This is a genomic window from Nostoc sp. (genome assembly GCF_036916985.1).
In the GTDB taxonomy this organism is placed as follows: Bacteria; Cyanobacteriota; Cyanobacteriia; order Cyanobacteriales; family Nostocaceae; genus Nostoc.
The window spans coordinates 27,540-49,431 of sequence record NZ_JBALFD010000054.1 but is presented as its reverse complement, the minus strand read 5'-3'; the positions used below and the strand labels follow the sequence as shown (position 1 = coordinate 49,431).

Genomic DNA, 21,892 nt, shown 5'->3' with positions numbered 1-21,892 from the left:
ATATCCAGAGCGATATTTCCTATTACAAGCACAGGTAAAACTAATTCAACAGCCTCACCTGTACTGTGTAGAATTAATTGTTAGTCATTAGCTAGTAACTAATGACTATGTTTAGTTAGCGCTCTTCAACTGGAAGATTACCAGAATTGATATCTAACTCTTCACGACGCACGGTTTCTTGAGTTTCAACTGTGTCTTGATCGACCACTTTTCTAACTCTGACTTCTTCACGTAAAAATGCTTCTTTGCGAACATCAGCAGTTTCTTCGTGGATTTCTATGCGAGCAACTTCGCCTTCACGGAAGTCTGCTTCACGCCCAGAAACAGCTGTACCCGCATCTGCTGGAGTTACACGTTCAATCACAACTCGTTCTCTTTCTACCGGCACTGCAACTCGTGCAGTATCAGTCTCAACATGCTTACCAATCGTTACTTCTCCAGTTTTTTGGCGTCGTTTACTGGCAATCAGCCGTTCTTCATACAATCTTAGAGTTTGATGATCTTGTTCATTTAACCCGTACAAAGAAGGCTCATTTTCGTAAGTGTAACTATCACGAGCGTAAGTGGGAGTTGTAGGCAATGGTGCTACAGGTGGTGCTAAAGGGTCTAATGCTGCTGGTGCTGCTAAAGGGTCTAATGCTGCTGAAGCATCTACAGAAGCATAGTCTGTGGGTTGGCGATATACCCCACGTACCCGTTCTTCATAGTCGTAATCAAGGGTTTGACGTTCATTAAACTCAGGTAAATCTTCAGCTTGTTCTCTAGTCAAACCAACTGTGTATACGCGATCAACATTATAGTCAATACGGGCGCGGCCAAGTGGTAGTAATACTTTCTTACCAAAAATCCAGAAGCCTAAGTCAACTACTAGATAGCGAAAATGACCTTCTTCATCAACTAAAACATCGCTGACAGTACCAATTTTTTCATCAGTCCCTTGTGTATAGACACCCAGACCCTTAATATCATGACCATCAAAATTATCTTGATAGTTAGGCTCAAAATCTTCTAGTTTGTAAAGAACCATTATCTTTAACCTCAAATATTTTTTTCATCTCTTACTAACTAAATTAGACATTTATTGATTTTTATACCTCTTTCTGGCGAATGAATTATTTTCAGACTTAAATAATCAAAAGTTATAGATATTTTTATTAACATAGCTAACTAGAGGCGCAAAAACGTAATGATTTTGCCTTGCTTGGATATTATTATATTTGTCTATTGCTACAAATTTTTGAATCTCTAATATAGATAGTTTGCTATGCTAAAATGCAATTTTTTTGAATTATCCAAGTTCTCAAATTATCTAATATAGCGGTTCCCATTCAGATGTGGTACAACATTATATCGCGATGTGTAGGGCCACGGCACTAGATCGGGAAACTCTATAAGTCAGTAATTTTGTTATTGCATAAGAAAAACACAGGCAGAATTAAAAGTTAACTTTGCCTGTATGATTATTTCAGGTCAACCTACTAAACAAATTTATAAACTAGCTAATTAAATAGCTTCATGTGCATTGATACCATTGTCTTGCACATGTAAATCACCCACCGTATCAACATCTAACTCTTCTCGACGAATAGTATCTTGCGTTTCTACAATATCCCGTTCTACTACTTTCTTGATCCTAACTTCTTCACGCACAAAAGCTTCTTTATGTATCTCAGGCGTTTCTTCGTATACTTCTATGCGTACTACTTCCCCTTCTTGAAACCTAAGTTCATTGGGATCTAAAACTTTACCTGCTTCTGTCGGCACAACTCGCTCAATCAGAACTCGTTCTTTTTGAATAGGTACTGTAACGTGTGCAATGTCTGTTTCAATGTGCTTCCCAACTGTTACTTCTCCGGTTTTGATGCGGTATTTATTGGCAATTAATCGTTCTTCATAAAGTCTAAAAGTTTGATCTGAGTTATCTTTTAAACCGTATAAAGCTGGTTCTTTCTGGGAATTATAGGTATCACGATCAGAAGTTAAACCTCTGTTTGGAGAACGAAATACACTACGTACCTTTTCTTCGTAATCATTATTAACGATCGCGTCTTCTTTGTGATCGGGCAAATTATTTATTTGCTGTTTACTTAACCCATCAACATAAACGCGTCTTTCTGGATAATTGATCCGGGTAAGACCAATTGGTAGTAATATTTTTTTGCTAACCAAATCTAAGCTGATATCAATAATTAAATACCGGAAATGACCATCATCATCAACTAAAACATCACCTACCGAGCCAACTCTATCTCCTCCCTCAGTATAAAGATCCAGCGCTTTAATATCGTCTCCGCCAAAGGTTTCTAGATAATTGGGGTCAAAATGCTCAAGTTTGTGAATAGGCATAAGCTGTTCCCAAGTTGTATATAAGGTTTATTTGCCAGTGTAAAAAATATTGTGCTAAGTCTCATCCTGCTGGCGACTGATTTTAATGGAATTATTTGATGATTTATATTAGGGAAATATTCAAGCTAAACACTATTAACAATCAATAGAGATATAACTAAAGTTATAAAAAACCAGACAATATACTAGTATAAAATATTTTTTCAACTAGTCGAGGCGATCGCACAATGGCGACAAGCAAATTTCTCACCTACGCTGTTGATAAAATCCTTCCTACATTTTCAGGGGATTGGACGATATCGCCTGCGTAAGTCCTGCTAATTAAGAGCCAATACTGAAACAATGGGAGTAGACACTAGAGAACCATGCAGATTATGAGTGAACTTCCAAATAGTCTAGAAGATGCGATCGCCCAATCTCGTGTAGCCGTCCAAACTGCCCTTGCAGATGGCTGTACTCGCCTGCAAGTTGAGTTTTTGTTCCCAGAACTGAAGTATATGCCGGTGGCGGAACAGTTTTTGCCTGTGTTTACAGATTATGATTCCCGTTTGAAGATTTTCTTTGCTGACGCTGGCGCAGCGGCCTTAGCCCGTCGTGATTGGGCAGATGCACCATTTCAAATTTTGGATATTGGTACGGGTAGGGCAGCTTCTTTGCAGACAAAAATTCAGCCAGAGGATGAAATTTTCTTATTCGTTGCTCCCACTGCTGTAGAAGTGCCGCAGTTGGAAAAATTGTGTGAAGTAATAGGCGATCGCCCTTTAGTTTTGTTAAATCCCCGTTTGGAAGATTCTGGGGTTGTGGGCATTGGTTATGCAGCCAGAAAAACTCGTGAGCGTTTCACCAATACCATTGAATCCTGTTATTATCTACGCCCCATAGACGATCAAAGTGCTTTATATCGCTCCTACCCAGGACAGTGGGAAGTTTGGCTAGAAACCGGTGGCGAATATCAAAGAATTGCGGAGTTACCCACAAAACCATCGGGTGATGATTTGGATCTGATTCTTTTAAAAGGACAACCGCAAACAACAACAGATGCGACACCTGCGAGAAAGCCCAGTGTTTTTAAGAGTTTGCAAAGGTTTTTAAAGGCGTTGAGTAGTTAATAAAAAGCAGAGGTAGCAGAGGTAGATTTTATTATCTGCTACCTTTTTTTATGCGAAAGCTACAAAATAAGGCACTGCTTAGAGTAATATATAAAAAATTTGACTCTTCAGTTCATTTTATGGAATCAAATCATAAATCAAATGTAATCATAACCTGTGTTCCTTATTGTGACTGGATTTTAAGTTTTAAAAACTTCTATAAGACTGTGATTTTAATGCCATACATGCCATACATATTATAAAACAAACGCAAGAGCCGAAAATTTTCAGATAATTACGATTTAAGCTGTATCTCCTTTCTTCAAGAAGTAACTTATTCTTAGGTCAGCATTAGCAATGAATTTCTTATTTAAGATAGTTAAAACATCAATTGTTCTTGGCACTTTATTAGTATTTTTAGCAAGTCTACTGTTAGTATTCAGTCCTGATTTGTCATATATATTTTTATTTTTGGGTGGTGTTCTTTTGGCAGGATCATTAACTATTGGCTCACTTGGCATTATTATAAATATCTGGAAAAATGATTGGTAAGTTCTAACTCATGCTCTATACCAGACAGACAAATACTTCATGAATCGAACCATTTGCTTGGCTAGGATGGATGAGTTTATTTAGTAGTAGTTGTATATTTGAACTAGTTGAGTAAAGAGCTTGATGTTCATGAATATAAGTACCCTACATGATATTGAGTGTGCTGTCAGTAAACTTTCACCGGAGGAGCTTGCTGCTTTCCGCGTCTGGTTTGCAGAATTCGATGCTGCTGTATGGGATCAACAGCTTGAGGTAGATGTAGCTGCGGGTCGGCTTGATGCTCTGGCTGAGAAAGCGTTGCAAGATTTGAGAGCAGGACATTGTACTGAACTGTGAGACACCTAGCAAGCCCAAATTTTTGGTATTGCTATCGACAGTTGCCAAGTGATGTTCAAGAATTTGCAGATCGATGGTACGAGTTACTAAAGCAGTTTTTATCCTACAGCATAATCCTTGCAGGAGTTACGAACAAAAAGATCCCCGACTTCTTGAAGAAGTCGGGGATCTGAGTCCCTCGATATTTGCACTAAGTCCTAACTTTTTTAATTCCCTTGCAACGGTGCATTTAAAACTTTCTCAATGCGATCGCGCGTTTCTAGTAAGTGCGCTTTGGTATACTCATCCTCGGAATTAACTCCCTTAAGTTTCTCATCAAGCTGTTTGAGTTTATACCAAGCTAAAGTGCGAGCATCTTCTGGAACATATTCTTTTCGCAATACCATGCTAGTTAAAATGTCAAGGTATTTGCGCTGCAAGCCTCGCCGCAAACTGGTAATTTTCATTGATTTACCTTTTGGTTTAATAACTTCCGTCCAAATACCTGACTGTAAAGTGTCAAATAGTTCTGGTAGAGTCAGTGCTTTTCCTTCGGGAGCTTTGAGTTCGATATCCTTGAGACGAGAAAGGCGATCGCCTGAAAGTAAATCTCGCAACACAGAACCCTGCATAAATAGCACTAAGTCATGAATTGGAAAATCTAAACGGCCAACTTGTACAGAAGTACCCCAATGTCGCCAACGGGAAGGCGCTAATTTATTCAGTAGTTCTGGTGAAAAGTTCAGGGCATCTTCAGCAAACACATACTTTTGTAGTGTATTTAAAGCTTGGCGCTGTTCTTCAACTGGTACTGCTTCAAATGGTAATCGGTGTTGGGTAACTCCAGAAGGTATCTCACTAGGGTGAATGCGATAGAAAGACTGTCCGCCGATGTATTTTGTGGTGTAATATATTTGCTGAAAATAGTTACCCAATACGGTGCTAAAACGTTCGCTTACATCGCTGTAACTATCACCAGCCATAGGGAAACGTTTGTCGATACGTTCCCACATCACCCGCGCATTATTCAACTGCCACTGAGAATAAAGTAGTACATTACTACTGTTATCCCAAGCATCAGCAGTTGGGTCAAGGTCATACACATCTTCATCTGTGGAATAACTCAACTCTGGCTTATAAGATTGTGCAGCAATTTCTTCTAAAATAGGCTTTTCTGCTATGGGAGTTGATGTCTGAATTGGTGTATAGCCGTACTTAATTGCCCATTCATCATAAGGCCCTACCATACTAGGAAAATAATCTCCTTGTTTTGTACCTTGAGGGGCAATATTTGGGGGAATATAGTCCATTACGGAAGTTGTCAGACCTTTAGTTTTAGTAATTTCCGTATTATTCATCTCTTGGGGTGCTAGCAGTGTACTACCACGGAAGTTATGACGTAAACCAAGAGTATGTCCAACTTCGTGAGCGATGATTAAACGTAAATATTGATTGATATATTCTTTAACCTGGTCGGGAGTAGCTATAGTATCTGGGAGCAATGACATCGCCAGTGAACCAAAGGCAAACTGGTTAGCAGCTTCCATGCCATAGCATAAATCGTACTCGCCTGCCATTTTTGATAAACGACTCAACAACCCCTGTTGTGCTGGCATTTTCTGAGTAGCACCATTATTTTTCGCATCTAAACCATTGGTGCAAAGTAGACGATTTTGCATCAAAGCTGATAGGGTAGTGCGATTGTCTGTTTGACTAGGTTGGACGATTTTACGATACTCATTTTTGAGTGCCCGTACAAAGCTAGCATCTACGAGAATGTCTGCATCTAAGATTTCCCCTGTCAATGGATTAACACGGGATGGCCCCATTGCAAAATAACCATCTACTGTGTTAATCCAGCGAATTGTGTTGTAACGAATATCTGCCGGGTCCCAAGTAGCATCATCGGGCATTTGGCGGACTTCAATTGCATCCTTGAATCCAGCTTTGAGAAAGGCTTTGTTCCACATGAGAACGCCTTCTTTCATTGCATCGCGGTACTCTAAGGGCACAGCATTATCAATCCAGAAAACAATTGGTTTTTTGGGGCGAGAAATGACTGCTTTCGGGTCTTCTTTTTCCAAATGCCAGCGATTTATATAGCGGACAAAAGAATCGCCGCGATCGTCTTTAGATAAATCTTGGTAGGCGGTGATGAAATAGCCGATGCGATCGTCAGCAAGGCGCGGTCGATAATCTTGATCGGGTAATTGGGAGAGACTGTAGTGGACGCGTAGGGTAAAGCCACGGTTGTCAGCTAGGGATGCAAAGCTTGCTACTTCACTGTCACGGTCAACGCTACCAGAGAAATTCAAAACTGATTCAACTTCTAAGTTTTGAGGAAAGGCTTTCGCATTACCAAAATAGGATTGGTCTGTGCTGCCTGGAACTCCTAAACTTACAGATAATCCAGCTAAGTCTGTGAGTAACAAATCTCCCAAGTCAATGAGAATAGTTTTGCGTTCTGGATGAATGCTTTTAATAGAAACGGTGTAGAGAACAGAGTCACTAAAAGATCGCATCAGCGATCGCACCTGGGGATCTCCCTCACGCGTGCGGAAATTTACATTGCGGATCACAAAATGTAGTTTATCATCCACTCGTTGGAAATAAAACAAAAAATCTTGCAGAGGCATACCGCTATAAATACCCCGTTCGCCAATACCCGATTCTAGGGTTGCTGTAGCTAGGTAATTTTTATTAAGTTGCTCTGGCTTAATTTCTAGATAAATCTTATTCTTTTCTTTATTGCGATAAAGAGTGAACAATCCCCCTAATTTTTGAGTGCCTTTAATTACTTCGTCAAACGGTTCTAACTCATCTTTTGCTGCTGGTTTAGTACTAGAATTAGGCTTTGCCTTCGGTTTTTCTGGGGATTTTGCAACTTGCAAAAATGGTTGCTGTGCTGCTTTTTTCGGATCTTTTACCACCCAAATAAATGGTTGAGGCTGTGCGCGTTTATTTTGATTAACTACCCAAACTTGCCCTGACGCTAACTTCTGTTTCTGAGGAATATTGATATTCTTTAGTGATATAGCTGAAATTTTAGTTGAAGAATTTTCTGTTGTTAACTGACTATTAGAGTTTTCTTCACTTTTGGTTTTAACCAAGCTTTCTACAACCTTATGGTTAGCTGATAACTCTGTATCCACTCTGTTAACAGAGGGTGACTTAGCGCTAGCCGTTGTTACTCCTAAAAACAAACTATGTAACAAAATCATATAAAAAGTTAATTTGTTCATCGCATTCATTCCCTAATAACTATCCCGCAGTTAATTTTTAAGTTTTGCAAAGCTATGCAGCTTATCCTCTGCTGATTCTCTTAGCTGCTTTATATTAAGCAGCAAACTTGTGACCGTGCCAATTTTGGATTTTGGATTAAAAAAGTTTTTTGGTACTGCTTCGACCCTTGTAGTCAGGGTCAACCAAAAAGGCCTTTGTGACCCTCGATAGTATTCGTGCAGCATCTCCCAGAGAAGGATTAGCAACTGTGCGTAACATCTGACTTGCTAATGCAAAGCTATCGTCAAGCCAAAATCATCAACCCCTGTATCCTTGTGGTCAGGGTAAAGCCAAAATCGTTTAACTGAAATTTTAGTTGCCATTTTTCAGCTTTGTTGTGCTGTTTTAGTGTAGGATTTTTCCTAACAATTGCGTCTCCAAGAAACAGTAAGTATTATTTTTACATCAGACTAGTAAATTTCTTGGTAAGAAAGTATAACAAATTAACCAAAACATGGAAATTACTTGATTTTTGAAAGGATTTTGAAGCTAACATTTTATCGACATCAGGAGAAGCACCTGAAAGCGACTACAGGTAAGCAAGAAGCTGTCATCCAGAAAGTCCGTTGCCAAACTCACAAAAAGTCGTCTGGTGTAGACATCGCCAACTCATGATTTTTTTACTATAGTATTTATTTATACTATTAATTTGTAGCAATGAAAAGCAAACTAACATAGAAAAAATTTTAATTCAGGATTATCAAAACAGTAAGTTAAATGTAACAACGGACACAGAAATGTCAACATATTTATCTCAAGTCTGGCAATTGCTGAGAAATTATGTGAGGGGTACAAGGTTGCAAGAAATGCCAAAGACCACATCGCCAGAAACCGAAGCAGTTTTACCTCTAGGAAAAAGTATTAAAGAACTAGACAAAAGCATTAAGTTTACTCAAGATAATTTACAGGAATATTTATACTCTCCAAGACTGCAAGAAAGCTTAGAAAAATGGACAATAGTAGACAGCGATTTGACTTCTAAGATCGACGATCGCGCATTGGGCACTTTACCATCTGGGGTTTGTTTTAGAGTGTGCGATCGCCAGATGCATGAAGAGATTTATGATTTATTGGGCAATGCCGCCCTCAAACCAGAAATAGTCAGCCAACTAATGGAATTGATTGTGACTGGTAAAAAAATTCGCCCAGAACTACTTTTCTGGCGGCTAGAAGATTTTTATCGTCGCTGGTGTCAGGGAGAATTTATCGATGGGACACCAGATGATAACCTGCCTCAGAAAACAAAGTTAAAGTTGGCAGCACAAAATATTGCGATCGGGTTGAGACAGGTAGACATATATACAGGGCTGAACGTACTAATTTTACTGTTAGAGTTACACCGCTACGCCCAAGAACGAGATGAACTCAAACAAAAAATCACCTTCTATCCATCAGATCAACCAGACACAGACAATTTTTTCACATCCCAACTGCTGCGGATGATCAACTATAGTGATGCGCTGGAAATTGGCAACTTTAGCAGTATAGTTGGGCAATTCCTCAAAGGCGGCAACTTTCAGAGTGCTTATCTGGGTGATGCTAACCTCACCGGGGCAGACTTTAGCGGTGCTGACCTCAGCCTTGCTTATCTCGGCGATGCTAACTTAACTGGCGTCAACCTAAGCGGTGCAAACCTAAGCGGTGCTAACCTTGGTGATGCCAACCTCAGTGGTGCCAATCTTAGCGGTGCTAACCTCACCAGTGCCGACCTCAGCAGCACTAACCTCAGCGGTGCTAACCTTAACTGTGCCAACCTTAGCCGCGCCGACCTCAACCGCGCCGACCTCAGCAGTACCAACCTTAGCCGCGCCAACCTCAGCCGCGCCGACCTCAGCCGCGCCGACATTAGCAGCAGCAACCTCAGCCATACTGACTTAAGTAACGCCATCCTTTTTGGTGCGAATCTGAGTGAAGCTAACCTTAGCAGCGTCAACCTCAGCCATGCCGACCTATGCCGCGCCGACCTCAGTGGTGCTGATTTGAGTCATGCCATCCTCAACGGTAGTAACCTCAGTGACACAATTCTTTTCAGTACCAACCTGAGTGATGCCATCCTTGTTGCAGCAGACCTCAGCTACGCTAAACTTAACGGTGCCAAACTTAACAATGCCAGACTTAACGGGGCAATGTTCTTAGGTGCTGACCTCAGCGGTGTAGACCTGAGTCGAGTAATTCTCAACGAAGCCGACCTCAGCGGCGTGATTCTTAACGACGCCGACCTCAGTGGTGCCGACCTCACCGACGCTATCTTGTTCGGTACAGACCTCAGCTATGCCAACCTTAACAGTGCTAACCTCAGTGGCAGTAACCTCAGTGGTGCTATTCTCAACGGTGCGGATCTCAGCCATAGCAATCTCAGCTATGCCATTCTGGGTGGTGCAGACCTCAGCGACGCGAATTTAGAAGAAATGATCTGGGGTAAAAAGCAGCAGTGGGAAGGTGTACGGGGATTAGAGACAGCAGTGAATGTACCAGAGGCATTAAAAGAAGAACTGGGGCTGAAGTGAGATGAGGGCGGCGTTGCAGAACAGTGGGATGAATTGGAGCAAGCTCTGGAGGTTCTTGAGGGTCTTGAAGCAGGGGGGAATGAAAGGAAGTTGCCAAATCATCCCGCAATTATTATGCAATGCCACGAGGGGAAAGGTAAAACCCAAGCTTTGAACACCAATTTCCAAGTTCAAAGGTGCAACTTCCGAGTTCAAAGGTGCAACTTCCGAGTTCAAAGGTGCAACTTCCGAGTTCAAAGGTGCAACTTCCGAGTTCAAAGGTGCAACTTCCGAGTTCAGAGGCGCAACTGCCGAGTTTTGAACACGACTTTCCGAGTTCCGAACACCATCTTCCGAGTTCTGAACACGACTTTCCGAGTTCTGAACACCATCTATGGATATCTCAGCTTGAATGATGAACTCAGAAATAGCTAATGTCTAATTATTAGCACGATGCGATCGCCTTTTCTCTTCCTCCGTGTCCTCTGCGCCTCTGCGGTTGGTCATTCTTACCACACGCATAAACCCTAAATTTTACACTACACTCTAAATAACCAGTAATTACAAGAGTCCCAGCGAATGAACAAGCGTTTATCGCAAACCTGGCAGAAGTTTCGGCAATCCTTCTCAGTAGGAGAGACTTTAACCACCACAGTTGAGACTGGCAAAGCAGTTTTAGAAGCCGCAAAAACCTTTCAAGAACAAAGTGACAAGGTAGAACTATTGAAACCTCTGTTACAAAATTCATCTTCACTGCTAGATGTGTTGTGTTCACCCTTAGCGCAGGTAGTGGGTGCGGGTTTGCCATTCGTGCCGCTTGGAATAGCCTTGCTAAAGTATTCCCGCGATATAACTAAACAAGATCCTTCCCTAGAAGACTGTGTATTTATAGTTAGTCAAGCTGCTTATTTGGAAAGTATCAAAGAAATTTTATCTTTATACCCATCTATTAAATCGGATGCTGACCCCAATATTAATAAAGAACTAACTAAACAACTACAAAAACTCAATGATATTGAATTAGATTATGAAAGTGCAAGCGATGCTGTAGCCTGTTTCCACGAATCAGAATTAGCGAAAGTATTTAATCAAGTTTTATTAGCGCGGTTAGCAGCAGCAAACATCCCCAACGCTAATGCTAAGATTTTGACGCAACGAGTAGCTTGGAATACTCATCGCTACATAATTAAAGCTTGGATAGAATCAGGCGATGTCATCAAAAATATAATTCAACCTTCCTTTGGAGACTGGCAGAAAGAACAGCAAAAATTCTCTAGCATTGATGAATATCTAAAAACTCATATTGCTAACAAGCCTTTAGACTTAGTTTTTGACGAAAGTTTCTCATTTCAAGATATTTACGTACCTTTAAAAGCCAAACCTGTAGATAAAAATGGTGAGATAGATCAAAAATTAGACTCCTTAGATTTAGAAACATGGGCTAAGGAAAATCTGCTAAATCCAAATAATCTAGAACAAGTGATATTTATTCAAGGAGGCCCAGGAAGAGGCAAAAGTGTCTTCTGTCGGATGTTTTCTGATTGGGTACGGCAGCATTTACATCCCATTTGGACACCGATTTTAATTCGGTTACGGGATTTAGACTCCTTTGAATCACGTTTAGAAAACACTTTAGAAGCAGAACTGAAAATTAGTTTTATTCAAAGCGATAAAAACTGGTTGACAAATAAAAACACCCGTTTCTTGTTTATCCTTGATGGGTTTGATGAACTACATATTGAGGCTAGAAGTAACCTCAACCTAGAAGCATTTATCAAACAAGTCTCTGGATTTCAGCAGGAATGTAAAAGTTACCGCGAAATGGGACATCGGGTGATAATCACTGGTAGGTCGATGTCTTTACAAGGTATCCCTCACTTGCCTCGTAATTTAGAGCGGGTGGAAATTGTCGAAATGGATGGAGAACTGCAACAAAAATGGTTGGATAAGTGGGAAGAATTACCAGCTAATAAAGGTAAAACCGCAGCCTTTGGGCAGTTTTTGCAAAGTGATAAATGTCCATCTGAGGTAAAAAAATTAGCCCAAGAGCCGCTCTTACTTTATTTGTTAGCGGCAATGTATCGAGATGGTAAATTGGCAATTGATAAATTAAAGCAAGCCAGCCGTAGCACCGCAAAAATTGTAATTTACCAAGAGGCTTTAAACTGGGTACTGACAAAACAGCGTTCGGAAGTGGATGGGACTAATTTAAATATTGAGTTAACCCAACAGAAACCCGAAGATTTAAAACGTATTCTCACAGAAGCGGCTGTTTGTGTTGTGCAGTCGGGAGGTGAATTTGCTTCCATGTCAATGTTAGAAGCACGTTTGCAAGACGACGAAAAAGCAAAAGCCTTAATTGAAAAAGCTAAAGAAAAACTGGGTAATGAAGCGCTCAAGACAGCTTTAGCTGCTTTTTACATTCGTCCTGCTGATAAACAAGAAGGTGGAGTTGAGTTTTTTCATAAGAGTTTTGGCGAATTTCTCTTTGCTGAACGCCTAAAACTACGCCTGAAAGCTTGGACACAATACTACGAAGCAGAAGACGGAAAACAATTAGTTATTCCCGAAGCCGAAATGAATTGGCAAATTTATGATTTGCTGGGTTTTGGCAGACTCACACGAGAAATTGTGGAATATTTGATGGGTTTGCTGACTGAAAATCAAGATTTTCTTTGGGAGCAGTTATTTAAACGCTTAGAAAAGTTTTACGTTAACTGGTGTAAGGGAAAATTTATTGACTCTGCGGAAGAGACTTTGCCCCAGAAAAAGCTGCGAGAGTTGCAAAAGTATGGAATTCAAGGGCTAGGTCAGCGTCATGTGGATATTTATACAGGGTTAAACGTGATGATTTTGCTTTTGGAGTTGCACCGCTATGCTCAAGGGCGAGATGATCTTAAAAAACAAATTATCTTCTATCCATCAGGTGAACCAGAAGGAAACTATAATACAGACCAACTACTTCGCATCATTAATTACACTGATTGCTTTGAGCTTGAAACTTTTTATAGCGTAGTTGGGCAATTCTTTAGAGGCGCAGACCTCAGCGGCGCAAACCTTAGGGGCGCAGACCTCAGCTGCGTAAACCTCAGCCGCGCAAACCTCGGCAGCGCAGACCTTAACAGCGCAGACCTCAGGGACGCAGACCTCAGCCGCGCAGACCTCAGGAGCGTAGACCTCAGCGACGCAAACATCAGGAATGCAGACCTCAGCGGCGCAAACCTTAGGGGTGCAGACCTCAGCCGCGCAGACCTCAGCGGCGCAAACCTCAGCGGCGCAGACCTCAGCAATCAATTTTCTGGAGATATTAGATGGGATAAAAATACAAAATGGGATGATGTCAAAGGGCTGGATACAGCAAGGAATGTGCCAGAAGCCTTAAAGCAACAGTTGGGGTTGAGTTAAGAACAGGTGGGAGCAAAGGAGCAGGAGAGAATCGTTATATAACTGTATTGAACGTGAATTCGACGGCTCATATAGTGTCCGCCTAATTAGCTCAATGATAGAAAAGACCTCTCCCTGGTTTTACTACGCAAAACCGTCCCTCTCCGACTCGGAGAGGGACAGACTTGAACTAAAGTTCAAGACAGGGAGAGGTTCGTCGAACTCACGGTGAACATCATCTTCCGAGTTCCGAACACAACTTTCCGAGTTCCGAACACGACTTTCCGAGTTCTGAACACCAACTGCCCAGTTCTGAACACCAACTGCCGAGTTCTGAACACCAACTTCCGAGTTCCGAACACCAACTTCCGAGTTCTGAACACCAACTGCCGAGTTCTGAACACCAACTGCCGAGTTCTGAACACCAACTGCCGAGTTCCAATCTCAAAAGATGGGGATCTCAGCTTGAGTAATGAGCAATACTACCTCAAAGCTAGTTCTGAGTTTGCTAACTCTACATCAGAGGGCTATATCCCGCTTGCTAGAGTGTGAGTAGTTCACGTAAAATATAGTGCCATTGTTGCAGCAGTTCTCATGACCTCATCTGCGTCGTTTGACACATTAGAGTCTTTACAGGCGGATATCGCTGAATTAATCGCTCGTTTACCGACATTAAAAAATCGGCAATTTATTCAGCAAGCACTTGCTACTATTATTCGTTTAGCTGATACCGAAATTGAGCGTCTCGATTGGAAAATCTTGTCGGCTGCATTAGCAGATATGGAGCGCGGTTTCCAGCTTTTTTACGATTACCGACACGTTCGCAAAGTCACCATTTTCGGCTCTGCTCGTCTAGCGCCAGATACACCAGAGTACCAAATGGCGCTTGAGTTTGCTCGTGCTATTTCGCAATTGGGATTTATGGTGATGACCGGCGGTGGTGCTGGAATTATGCAGGCGGGTCATGAAGGGGCTGGGCGAGAAAATTCCTTTGGATTAAACATTCAACTACCCTTTGAACAGGAAGCAAACCCTTTTATAGAAGGCGATCCCAAGCTAATTAACTTCAAATATTTCTTTACCCGCAAGCTGTTTCTCCTCAAAGAAAGTGATGCTGTCGCCTTGTTTCCGGGAGGCTTTGGCACTCAAGATGAAGCTTTTGAATGTATGACATTAACCCAGAATGGTAAATTTGGCCCAGTACCTCTAGTTTTAATCGATCGCCCTGGTGGTGATTACTGGCGCTCTTGGAGCGAATATATTGATAAGCAATTAGTAAAAAACCGCCTTGTCAGTCCTGAAGACCCCAGCCTTTACACGGTGACAGACAAACTGGATGTGGCTTGCGACGCTATCACCCGTTTTTACCAGGTTTATCACTCCTCTAGATATGTCGGCGCTAAGTTAGTCATCCGCTTGAAGACAGATATCTCAGACGCGCTGCTAGAGCAACTCAATGCTGATTTTAGCAACATTATTGTTCAAGGACGGATTGAAAAAAGTCAGGCATTACCTCAAGAAGCCCAAGATGAAACTGTTGGACTACCCCGCCTGATTTTGCACTTCAATCAACGTGACTTAGGGCGCTTGTATCAGATGATTGCCATAATTAACCAGATGGGTACTCCTTCACCAGAGGATGCAGCGCATCCAGAAAGGAAGTAGGTATTCAAAAATGCAAGGGGGAGAATTTGAATTACTTTCCCTTTCTTAGCTTCAAGGTTACAGAATTCCTTAGTCGTAGAGGTTGTTTGAAAAGTATTTCGCTGTGACTTTAGACACTTTAGCTCCCCCCTAGCCTTAAAAAGGGGGGAATCGGAATCAAAGTCCCCCTTTTTAAGGGGGATTTAGGGGGATCTAAAATTTTTGATACCGACAAGAGGACTTTTCAAACATCCTCTTAGACCTTAGACCATCGTGGATGTTGCCTGTTTCTGAATCAGGCTAACGGCATAGTATCTTTACATAAAAAAATCTGCTGTATAAGTTTTTTATCACAAATCTCATGCGGATAGGTTCATGAGAAATGAACATTTTGGCATTTTCCAAAGAGCCACAAAAACAATATTATTCACCCTACTTACAGATGGGAAAAACACCAGTTATTATGACTCAATACTGATTGTCTTAAAAAAACTTGTATATTAGCACAGTAAACAACGTTTCAAATCCTGACAGAGGAATAAAAGATGCTGGAATTATTGGGTTCAGGTTTGGTGTCGCTTTGGCTGGAAATGGCTGGGGTACAAATCAAGCCTCTAGATGCCTTAGATGCACTAACTTGGCAAAGTAGCCCTGGCTTGGTTCTTGCCCCCGATCCAAATCCAGCTGGTGCGACTACGGTGCAGGAGTATCTGAAAAAGCTCATAACATCAAAGGTGGTGGCGCAAAATCTGGCTGAGAGTCAGGGCATTTGGATGCAGTCGGGGCCGATGCTGATGGCGAATCACCAAGGTACGACTCCTTTACCGGCTGCTTCTTTAACCAAAATTGCCACTTCCCTAGTTGCTTTGAAAACTTGGGGGCCAGATTACCAATTTGATACTTTGGTGAGTGTTACTGGGCCTGTGGTAAATGGAGTTGTGCAGGGCGATTTGGTCATTGCTGGCCGTGGCGATCCTTTGTTTGTTTGGGAAGAAGCGATCGCTCTTGGTAATACTCTCAATAAAATGGGTATCAAGCAGGTAAAGGGAAATTTGATCATTAGTGGCAGTTTTGCCATGAATTTCCAACGTCAGCCGATGCTGGCGGGTTTAATGCTCAAACAAACCCTAAATCGTGCGACTTGGGGTCGCCCCGCCCTTTATACATACTCAATCATGCCCAAGGGAACGCCCAAGCCTCAAGTTGTGATTTCCGGTGGCGTAAAAGTTGAGGCACAACCAAACCCTCAACAAACGTTGTTACTGCGTCATCGCTCCTTGCCTTTAAAGCAACTGCTTAAGGAAATGAATGTTTACAGTAATAACGATATGGCAGAGATGCTGGCCGACTCAGTAGGAGGAGCAGCTGTAGTGCAATCAACTGCTGCTAACCTAGCTAGAGTCCCACAGGTGGAAATTCAGTTAATCAATGGTTCTGGACTGGGCCCTGAAAATCGCATTTCTCCCAGGGCTGTTTGTGCCATGTTTATGGCTATTCAAGCTGAGGCATCTGCCCATCAACTGAATCTGGCTGATTTGTTCCCCATGTCTGGATTTGATCACCGAGGGACACTACACACTAGGCATATTCCCCTGGCGACTGTGATCAAAACTGGCACTCTTCGGGATGTAAGCGCCTTAGCGGGAGTGATGCCTACACGCGATCGCGGTTTGGTTTGGTTTGCGATTATTAACCGTGGAACAAATGTTTGGGGTTTCCGTACTGGACAAGACCAACTCTTACAAAGTGTTGTCAAACAATTACAACAACCTCCCACCGTTCCTATTGCCCTGACTCCCCACTCAGTCATCAACACTTTACCCCAGCTAGGTGCAGCTAATCGGAATGAAATCTTATACAAAAGTTAGTTCATCCATAGTCCACGGTTAGAACAGACAGTAGACTAGTCTTATTCGCAATCCAAAAGTTTTATTTATGGGTAAAAACCGAACTTGTAAAGGGGAAATGTCCATAATAGCTTTTGGGTTTAATTTTCTATTAAGTTGATTACAGGTAGTTCGCAAAATGCCCTAACCCCAGTGGTGCAAAGAGCAAGCGAAACCTAAAGTAAAAATAACTGTAAATAGATTTGTCACGACTAAGCAACAATTAGGCTTATAAATTTAGGTTGTGATTATGCGATTTCCCAAATTCTCTCGGTCTTTACGTCAACTTAGTACTCATGTTTTAGCGATCGCGCTAGGAGTTCTGCTAACCGTTAGCACATTGCAGGTATTACCCTCCCAAGCCGAGCCAGCACCCACGGTAACTGCTCTTGATACTTCAAACCTCATTGCTCAACGGCAATCACCAGCTAGTGCTGCCATCGGTAGCACTAGCTTTGTGACAGCAGCAGTAAACCGTGTTGGTTCAGCAGTTGTCCGTATTGATACTGAGCGAACAATTACTCGTCGCGTCGATCCATTTTTAGAAGATCCCTTTTTTCGTCGGTTTTTTGGTGAAGGTTTCTCTCAACAGGTTCCTTCTGAGCAGTTACGCGGTTTAGGCTCAGGTTTCATTATCGACAAAAGCGGGTTAGTTTTGACTAATGCTCATGTGGTTGATAAGGCTGATAAAGTAACAGTCCGACTCAAAGATGGCCGCACCTTTGAAGGTAAAGTTCAAGGTATTGATGAAGTCACAGATTTGGCAGTAGTCAAGATTAACGCTGGTAACGATTTACCAGTGGCTCCCTTAGGTTCTTCTAGTAATGTACAAGTAGGAGACTGGGCGATCGCAGTTGGTAATCCTTTAGGATTTGATAACACCGTTACTTTGGGAATTGTCAGTACCCTTAAACGTTCTAGCGCCCAAGTCGGCATTAGTGACAAACGTTTGGACTTCATTCAAACAGACGCCGCCATTAACCCTGGTAACTCTGGCGGACCATTATTAAATGGTCTAGGTGAAGTGATTGGCATTAACACAGCTATTCGTCCTGATGCAATGGGTATTGGATTTGCCATTCCTATTGATAAAGCTAAAGCGATCGCTGCCCAACTACAACGCGATGGCAAAGTTGCTCACCCCTATCTAGGTGTGCAAATGCTAACTTTGACACCCGATCTCGCCAAGCAAAATAACACCGATCCCAACTCTCCGATTCAGATACCAGAAATTAATGGTGTTTTTGTCATGCGAGTTGTCCCCAATTCTCCAGCGGCATCTGCGGGTATCCGGCGCGGGGATGTAATTCTGCAAGTTGATGGTAAAGCAATTACCAGTGCTGAACAATTGCAGAATGTTGTGGAAGACAGTCGCCTTGGTCAAATATTACAGGTGAAAGTGCAACGAGGTAATCAGACACAGCAGCTTTCAGTCCGCACAGCTGAGTTACAAAATGCTTCTTAGAAGCAATGTAGCTGATTTCAATTGTGTGGAATAAGTAAGGGCACAGTATTACTGTGCCCCAAGCACGTGTCGTCTCAAAATGAGATCCACTTAGTAATATCACTACATAGTTAATAAACTTCATCATGCGTCCCGATATCGAGCAGAACAATAGCTTCACTACTTGTTTCTGCATCCAGTTCAATAGAGAAGACAACACGACAATCATAGCCGCAAGAGCAGGACTGAAGACCTTCGAGCTTGCCGCTTAGTTTGTGTGTGCCTAAGGCTGGGGCAAATACATCTGCTTCCATTTGTTGAAGAGTGTCTTCAATGCGTTGCTGGAGTTCAGTATTTCGCTTCACAAACCTACGAAATGCTCGTTTGAATTTTGGGGTCAAAACCAGCAGTCTCATTCCTCTAGTTCGTTTAAAGACTGGCGTAATGCTGCAATAACATCTTGGGCTGACTGATGCCGAAATTTACCTGTATGGAAATCAACTAGGGTTTGTTGGGCATCTGTAGCTATTTCTGCACGACGATTTTCATAGTGGCGATTTTGTAGAATCTTGATCAGCATTTCTTGCTGCTCAGAGGAAAGTTGCAAAGCGTCTGCTAGCACTTGATTGAAAGTACTCATGATCGAATTAGACTATCAACTCTCAGGTTTAAAATGATTACAAAGTTGAGTAAATTATAGCGTTCTACCTCACAATCTACGAGACAATTTGCCTTTACATACCAGATCGCGCGATCTCAACAGAAAAGCAAATTGACAAGCAGTGCTTGTGGGTAGCTTGCCACCGTAAGCATCGCTCTACCACTGATTAAAAAGTGCCAATAAAAAATCACTTACCAACAGCTAATACTAGACCTTCACGGGCTATTATGGCTTGAGGAAAAGCAGATTTAATATCTACTTGAACCTGGTCAAGAAAATCATCATGGTCATCTGGGTGATGATGAGAAATGGCTAGCTGTTTAACGCCAGCATTCAAAGCTGCATTCACCGCAGCTTGCCAGAGTAAATCAGCAGAGTCATGGTTGTGAGATGTCGGCGGAGTGTAAGTAGCATTGGCAATCAGCAAATCAGCGCCTTTAATAAACTCTAAAATCCGCTCTCGCTCCACTTGATCGGCATTCTGGTGCAAATCCGTGATGTAGGCAACGCTATACTCTTGCCAAGTCACTCGGTAGCCAACTGACCGTTGAGTTTGATTAATTAATGCAGTTGTAATAGTGACATCATCCAACTTCACATCACTGTCTGGAGTCAAATTGTAAAACTGCAATTCTGACTGCATTACCTGTAATGGGTAAGGAAAGTGTGGCTGGAGCATCTGATCGTACAGACATTGTTTGATTGAGGCTCCATTTGAGGCAGCTGTGCCGTAAATATGGAAGCAATTTTCTCCAATAAATGCAGGCGCAAAAAAGGGAAACCCTTGAATTCGGTTTGATTGACAGTTGGTAAAAAATAAATGGGCTTCTAATGGCTGTTGTAGTTCTTGCCAAATTTTACCCAGTATCCGTAAGCCAGTGCCGCCATCAAAAATTAAGCGTTTTCCAGCTACCTGCATTTCTACACAAGCAGTATTACCACCATAACGGTTAGTGTCGCTACTTGGAGTGGGAATCAAGCCTCTGACACCCCAGAATTGCACGAGAAATTCACCTGCTAGACTACTTGACAGGGTAGCAGACTTTTCAGGTATGTAGCTTTGGGAACCCGACAACTCAAAATTTGACATTTTTCTTGAAAATTTAGACCTTACTGAGCAGGTCATCGTAGCGCCGTACTTCCAACAACCTGTTTTTTTCGTCCACAATGACTACCGTAGGAGAGTAACTTTTTACCTCTTCTGGAGTGAACTGCCCGTAAGTCATTATAATCAAGCGATCGCCAATAATGCCTAGACGTGCCGCACCCCCATTTAACTCAATTACTCCTGAATGGGCTGGAGCCGGGATCGCATAGGTAATAAAGCGCTGACCGTTGGCACTATTAACTACTTGCACCTGTTCATAAGGTAAGATACCAGCTTTTTCTAAAAGGATTTCATCAATGCTGATACTACCCACGTAGTTGATATTCGCCCCTGTGAGGGTGCAGTTATGAATTTTTGCCAAAAGGAGAGTACGCTGCATTCTGGTTTGGGGTTGGTGGCAGATTTGAAAATCCGTAACAAGAGAAAGTTATGAGTAGAGACGCGATTAATCGCGTCTCTACAGGAGTTAGGAATAAAAATTCATAACTCTTAACTCCTCTATTATCCTCTATAAGCTTTGACGGATTTTTCAACTATTGCTGCAACCCTGTCCACATCTTGCCAACCGAGAATTTCAGTCACCTTTTTTTCCAAATTTTTATAACTACGGAAAAATTCAGCAATTTCATCTAAGCGGTGTGGTGCTACGTCTTTCAGGGATCTTACTTGAGCGTAGCGCGGATCTTTGTCAGGAACAGAAAGGATTTTTTCATCGCGATCGCCACCGTCAATCATCTCCAAAAAGCCAATCGGTCGCGCGGCAATCACACAGCCTGGAAAGGTTGGCTCGTCAATTATGACTATACCATCGAGGGGATCGCCATCATCAGCCAAAGTATTGGGTACAAAGCCGTAGTCATAAGGATATTTTACCGAGGAATAAAGTACTCGGTCTAGAGCAAAAGCTTGTAGTTCCTTATCGTATTCATATTTATTTTTACTTCCGCCAGCAATTTCAATCAGAACGTTGATTAGACCAGGTTTCGGTTGGGCAGGAATACGAGATAAATCCACAAAAAACTCCTCTGATAACAATGAATAATTGGGGCACTCAGTCAGCTTCGCTCCCCGTGTAGAATTTTAGGGCAATATTGGATCTCTTCCCAAGGTATTCATTTTAGGGGATAGGGGACTAGGGACTGGGGAAGAAACTTTGGGAGCATCTCGTTTTAAAGCTGTAACCTATTCTCTTGAATTAGCCAAAAGATGGAAAAAGCGTTGCGAACTTTCCTCGCAACGCTTTTTCCAAGAGGGTATTATGGATATCCTCCGCCTTTGATTACTGTTAGACGTATTTCAGCCTCTATTGTGTCAAGATTTCTGAAATCTGGAGTTACACAATACAGATTCAGCTTATTTCTGATGAACTACATTCACATCTACAGAGGTTGTCTCAAAATCAGTGTTCTGCTTTTTGTAGCTTTCCTGCTGGGGAAAGCTACGGGGAAGCTTTATCAATCTTTACTTCCTTGTAGGTTTTGGATCAGTGGTTGCGGGTTATTTTGAACATTAGTTGAAGAATAGTGGGCAATGACAAATACGGGTAGGGTAAGAGTCAACAGAGCGATCGCAGTTCCCACAATGTCTGCCAAACGTTGGGAATATGTGTCGGCAGAATTGGCAGACTGGCTATTTGAATTCATACAAAATTGAAGTTCTTCGTAAGACTGTGTAGGTCTACTCTCTGAGTGAGAGT

Annotated in this window: 18 protein-coding genes; 8 read left to right on the top strand and 10 right to left on the bottom strand. The window is 42.1% G+C overall.

Annotated elements, in window-relative coordinates; genetic code table 11:
- Positions 1 to 115: 115 nt before the first annotated feature.
- Both V7L07_RS18545 and V7L07_RS18540 read right to left on the bottom strand, forming a co-directional pair.
- A complete protein-coding gene (locus V7L07_RS18545) occupies positions 116 to 1,027 on the bottom strand; it encodes a DUF2382 domain-containing protein (protein ID WP_335060257.1) in 912 nt (303 codons plus the stop codon).
- A 476-nt stretch (positions 1,028 to 1,503) separates the two neighbouring features.
- Positions 1,504 to 2,346 carry a DUF2382 domain-containing protein gene (locus V7L07_RS18540; RefSeq protein WP_335060255.1) on the bottom strand — a complete coding sequence of 281 codons (843 nt, stop codon included), beginning with the start codon at positions 2,344 to 2,346 and terminating at the stop codon, positions 1,504 to 1,506.
- A gap of 374 nt (positions 2,347 to 2,720) precedes the next feature.
- On the opposite strand from V7L07_RS18540, the gene V7L07_RS18535 reads away from it, so the two are divergent.
- Positions 2,721 to 3,455: a DUF1995 family protein gene (locus V7L07_RS18535; RefSeq protein WP_335060253.1), complete on the top strand. Its 735-nt coding sequence runs from the start codon at positions 2,721 to 2,723 to the stop codon at positions 3,453 to 3,455.
- A gap of 281 nt (positions 3,456 to 3,736) precedes the next feature.
- Here the strand turns inward: V7L07_RS18535 and V7L07_RS18530 are convergent, their stop codons facing one another.
- A complete protein-coding gene (locus tag V7L07_RS18530) occupies positions 3,737 to 3,955 on the bottom strand; it encodes a hypothetical protein (protein WP_335060251.1) in 219 nt (72 codons plus the stop codon).
- A gap of 160 nt (positions 3,956 to 4,115) precedes the next feature.
- Here V7L07_RS18530 and V7L07_RS18525 point away from each other — a divergent pair, with 160 nt between their 5' ends.
- A complete protein-coding gene (locus V7L07_RS18525; protein ID WP_335060249.1) occupies positions 4,116 to 4,322 on the top strand; it encodes a hypothetical protein in 207 nt (68 codons plus the stop codon).
- A 206-nt stretch (positions 4,323 to 4,528) separates the two neighbouring features.
- On the opposite strand, the gene V7L07_RS18520 is transcribed toward V7L07_RS18525, so the two are convergent.
- Positions 4,529 to 7,543: a zinc-dependent metalloprotease gene (locus tag V7L07_RS18520; protein WP_335060247.1), complete on the bottom strand. Its 3,015-nt coding sequence runs from the start codon at positions 7,541 to 7,543 to the stop codon at positions 4,529 to 4,531.
- A gap of 523 nt (positions 7,544 to 8,066) precedes the next feature.
- On the opposite strand from V7L07_RS18520, the gene V7L07_RS18515 reads away from it, so the two are divergent.
- From V7L07_RS18515 to V7L07_RS18490, 6 genes are all read left to right on the top strand, one after another.
- Complete coding sequence (locus tag V7L07_RS18515) at positions 8,067 to 8,198, top strand: hypothetical protein (protein ID WP_335060245.1); 132 nt, start codon at positions 8,067 to 8,069, stop codon at positions 8,196 to 8,198.
- Between the two features lie 122 nt (positions 8,199 to 8,320).
- On the top strand, positions 8,321 to 10,090 hold the full coding sequence (locus tag V7L07_RS18510; protein WP_335060243.1) for a pentapeptide repeat-containing protein: 1,770 nt from the start codon (positions 8,321 to 8,323) through the stop codon (positions 10,088 to 10,090).
- 558 nt (positions 10,091 to 10,648) lie between these two features.
- The gene (locus V7L07_RS18505) at positions 10,649 to 13,474 is read left to right on the top strand and encodes an NACHT domain-containing protein (RefSeq protein WP_335060241.1); all 2,826 of its coding nucleotides are present in this window, start codon (positions 10,649 to 10,651) and stop codon (positions 13,472 to 13,474) included.
- Positions 13,475 to 14,047: 573 nt separating this feature from the next.
- Positions 14,048 to 15,118, top strand: coding sequence for an LOG family protein (locus V7L07_RS18500; RefSeq protein WP_335060239.1), 1,071 nt, complete (start codon positions 14,048 to 14,050; stop codon positions 15,116 to 15,118).
- 524 nt (positions 15,119 to 15,642) lie between these two features.
- A complete protein-coding gene (locus V7L07_RS18495; protein ID WP_335060237.1) occupies positions 15,643 to 16,965 on the top strand; it encodes a D-alanyl-D-alanine carboxypeptidase in 1,323 nt (440 codons plus the stop codon).
- Between the two features lie 268 nt (positions 16,966 to 17,233).
- Entirely contained in the window at positions 17,234 to 18,448 is a 1,215-nt protein-coding gene (locus tag V7L07_RS18490) for an HhoA/HhoB/HtrA family serine endopeptidase (RefSeq protein ID WP_335060235.1), read from the top strand.
- A 110-nt stretch (positions 18,449 to 18,558) separates the two neighbouring features.
- Here V7L07_RS18490 and V7L07_RS18485 read toward each other — a convergent pair whose 3' ends face one another.
- From V7L07_RS18485 to V7L07_RS18460, 6 genes are all read right to left on the bottom strand, one after another.
- A complete protein-coding gene (locus V7L07_RS18485; RefSeq protein WP_442936066.1) occupies positions 18,559 to 18,792 on the bottom strand; it encodes a type II toxin-antitoxin system RelE/ParE family toxin in 234 nt (77 codons plus the stop codon).
- 47 nt (positions 18,793 to 18,839) lie between these two features.
- Positions 18,840 to 19,067, bottom strand: a complete 228-nt coding sequence (locus V7L07_RS18480; RefSeq protein ID WP_335060231.1) for a hypothetical protein — start codon at positions 19,065 to 19,067, stop codon at positions 18,840 to 18,842.
- 208 nt (positions 19,068 to 19,275) lie between these two features.
- On the bottom strand, positions 19,276 to 20,178 hold the full coding sequence (locus V7L07_RS18475) for an MBL fold metallo-hydrolase (protein ID WP_335060229.1): 903 nt from the start codon (positions 20,176 to 20,178) through the stop codon (positions 19,276 to 19,278).
- A 13-nt stretch (positions 20,179 to 20,191) separates the two neighbouring features.
- On the bottom strand, positions 20,192 to 20,575 hold the full coding sequence (panD, locus tag V7L07_RS18470) for an aspartate 1-decarboxylase (protein WP_179067723.1): 384 nt from the start codon (positions 20,573 to 20,575) through the stop codon (positions 20,192 to 20,194).
- Positions 20,576 to 20,697: 122 nt separating this feature from the next.
- A complete protein-coding gene (locus V7L07_RS18465) occupies positions 20,698 to 21,210 on the bottom strand; it encodes an inorganic diphosphatase (RefSeq protein ID WP_335060226.1) in 513 nt (170 codons plus the stop codon).
- A gap of 440 nt (positions 21,211 to 21,650) precedes the next feature.
- On the bottom strand, positions 21,651 to 21,839 hold the full coding sequence (locus V7L07_RS18460) for a hypothetical protein (protein WP_292842245.1): 189 nt from the start codon (positions 21,837 to 21,839) through the stop codon (positions 21,651 to 21,653).
- Between the last annotated feature and the right edge of the window lie 53 nt (positions 21,840 to 21,892).

Excerpts from the sequence above, each read along its gene's own strand:
- V7L07_RS18545 (WP_335060257.1), bottom strand. The coding sequence starts at position 1,027 with ATGGTTCTTTACAAACTAGAAGATTTTGAGCCTAACTATCAAGATAAT.
- V7L07_RS18540 (WP_335060255.1), bottom strand. The coding sequence starts at position 2,346 with ATGCCTATTCACAAACTTGAGCATTTTGACCCCAATTATCTAGAAACC.
- V7L07_RS18535 (WP_335060253.1), top strand. The coding sequence starts at position 2,721 with ATGAGTGAACTTCCAAATAGTCTAGAAGATGCGATCGCCCAATCTCGT.
- V7L07_RS18530 (WP_335060251.1), bottom strand. The coding sequence starts at position 3,955 with ATGCCAAGTGAGCCAATAGTTAATGATCCTGCCAAAAGAACACCACCC.
- V7L07_RS18525 (WP_335060249.1), top strand. The coding sequence starts at position 4,116 with ATGAATATAAGTACCCTACATGATATTGAGTGTGCTGTCAGTAAACTT.
- V7L07_RS18520 (WP_335060247.1), bottom strand. The coding sequence starts at position 7,543 with ATGAACAAATTAACTTTTTATATGATTTTGTTACATAGTTTGTTTTTA.
- V7L07_RS18510 (WP_335060243.1), top strand. The coding sequence starts at position 8,321 with ATGTCAACATATTTATCTCAAGTCTGGCAATTGCTGAGAAATTATGTG.
- V7L07_RS18505 (WP_335060241.1), top strand. The coding sequence starts at position 10,649 with ATGAACAAGCGTTTATCGCAAACCTGGCAGAAGTTTCGGCAATCCTTC.
- V7L07_RS18500 (WP_335060239.1), top strand. The coding sequence starts at position 14,048 with ATGACCTCATCTGCGTCGTTTGACACATTAGAGTCTTTACAGGCGGAT.
- V7L07_RS18495 (WP_335060237.1), top strand. The coding sequence starts at position 15,643 with ATGCTGGAATTATTGGGTTCAGGTTTGGTGTCGCTTTGGCTGGAAATG.
- V7L07_RS18490 (WP_335060235.1), top strand. The coding sequence starts at position 17,234 with ATGCGATTTCCCAAATTCTCTCGGTCTTTACGTCAACTTAGTACTCAT.
- V7L07_RS18480 (WP_335060231.1), bottom strand. The coding sequence starts at position 19,067 with ATGAGTACTTTCAATCAAGTGCTAGCAGACGCTTTGCAACTTTCCTCT.
- V7L07_RS18475 (WP_335060229.1), bottom strand. The coding sequence starts at position 20,178 with ATGTCAAATTTTGAGTTGTCGGGTTCCCAAAGCTACATACCTGAAAAG.
- panD (WP_179067723.1), bottom strand. The coding sequence starts at position 20,575 with ATGCAGCGTACTCTCCTTTTGGCAAAAATTCATAACTGCACCCTCACA.
- V7L07_RS18460 (WP_292842245.1), bottom strand. The coding sequence starts at position 21,839 with ATGAATTCAAATAGCCAGTCTGCCAATTCTGCCGACACATATTCCCAA.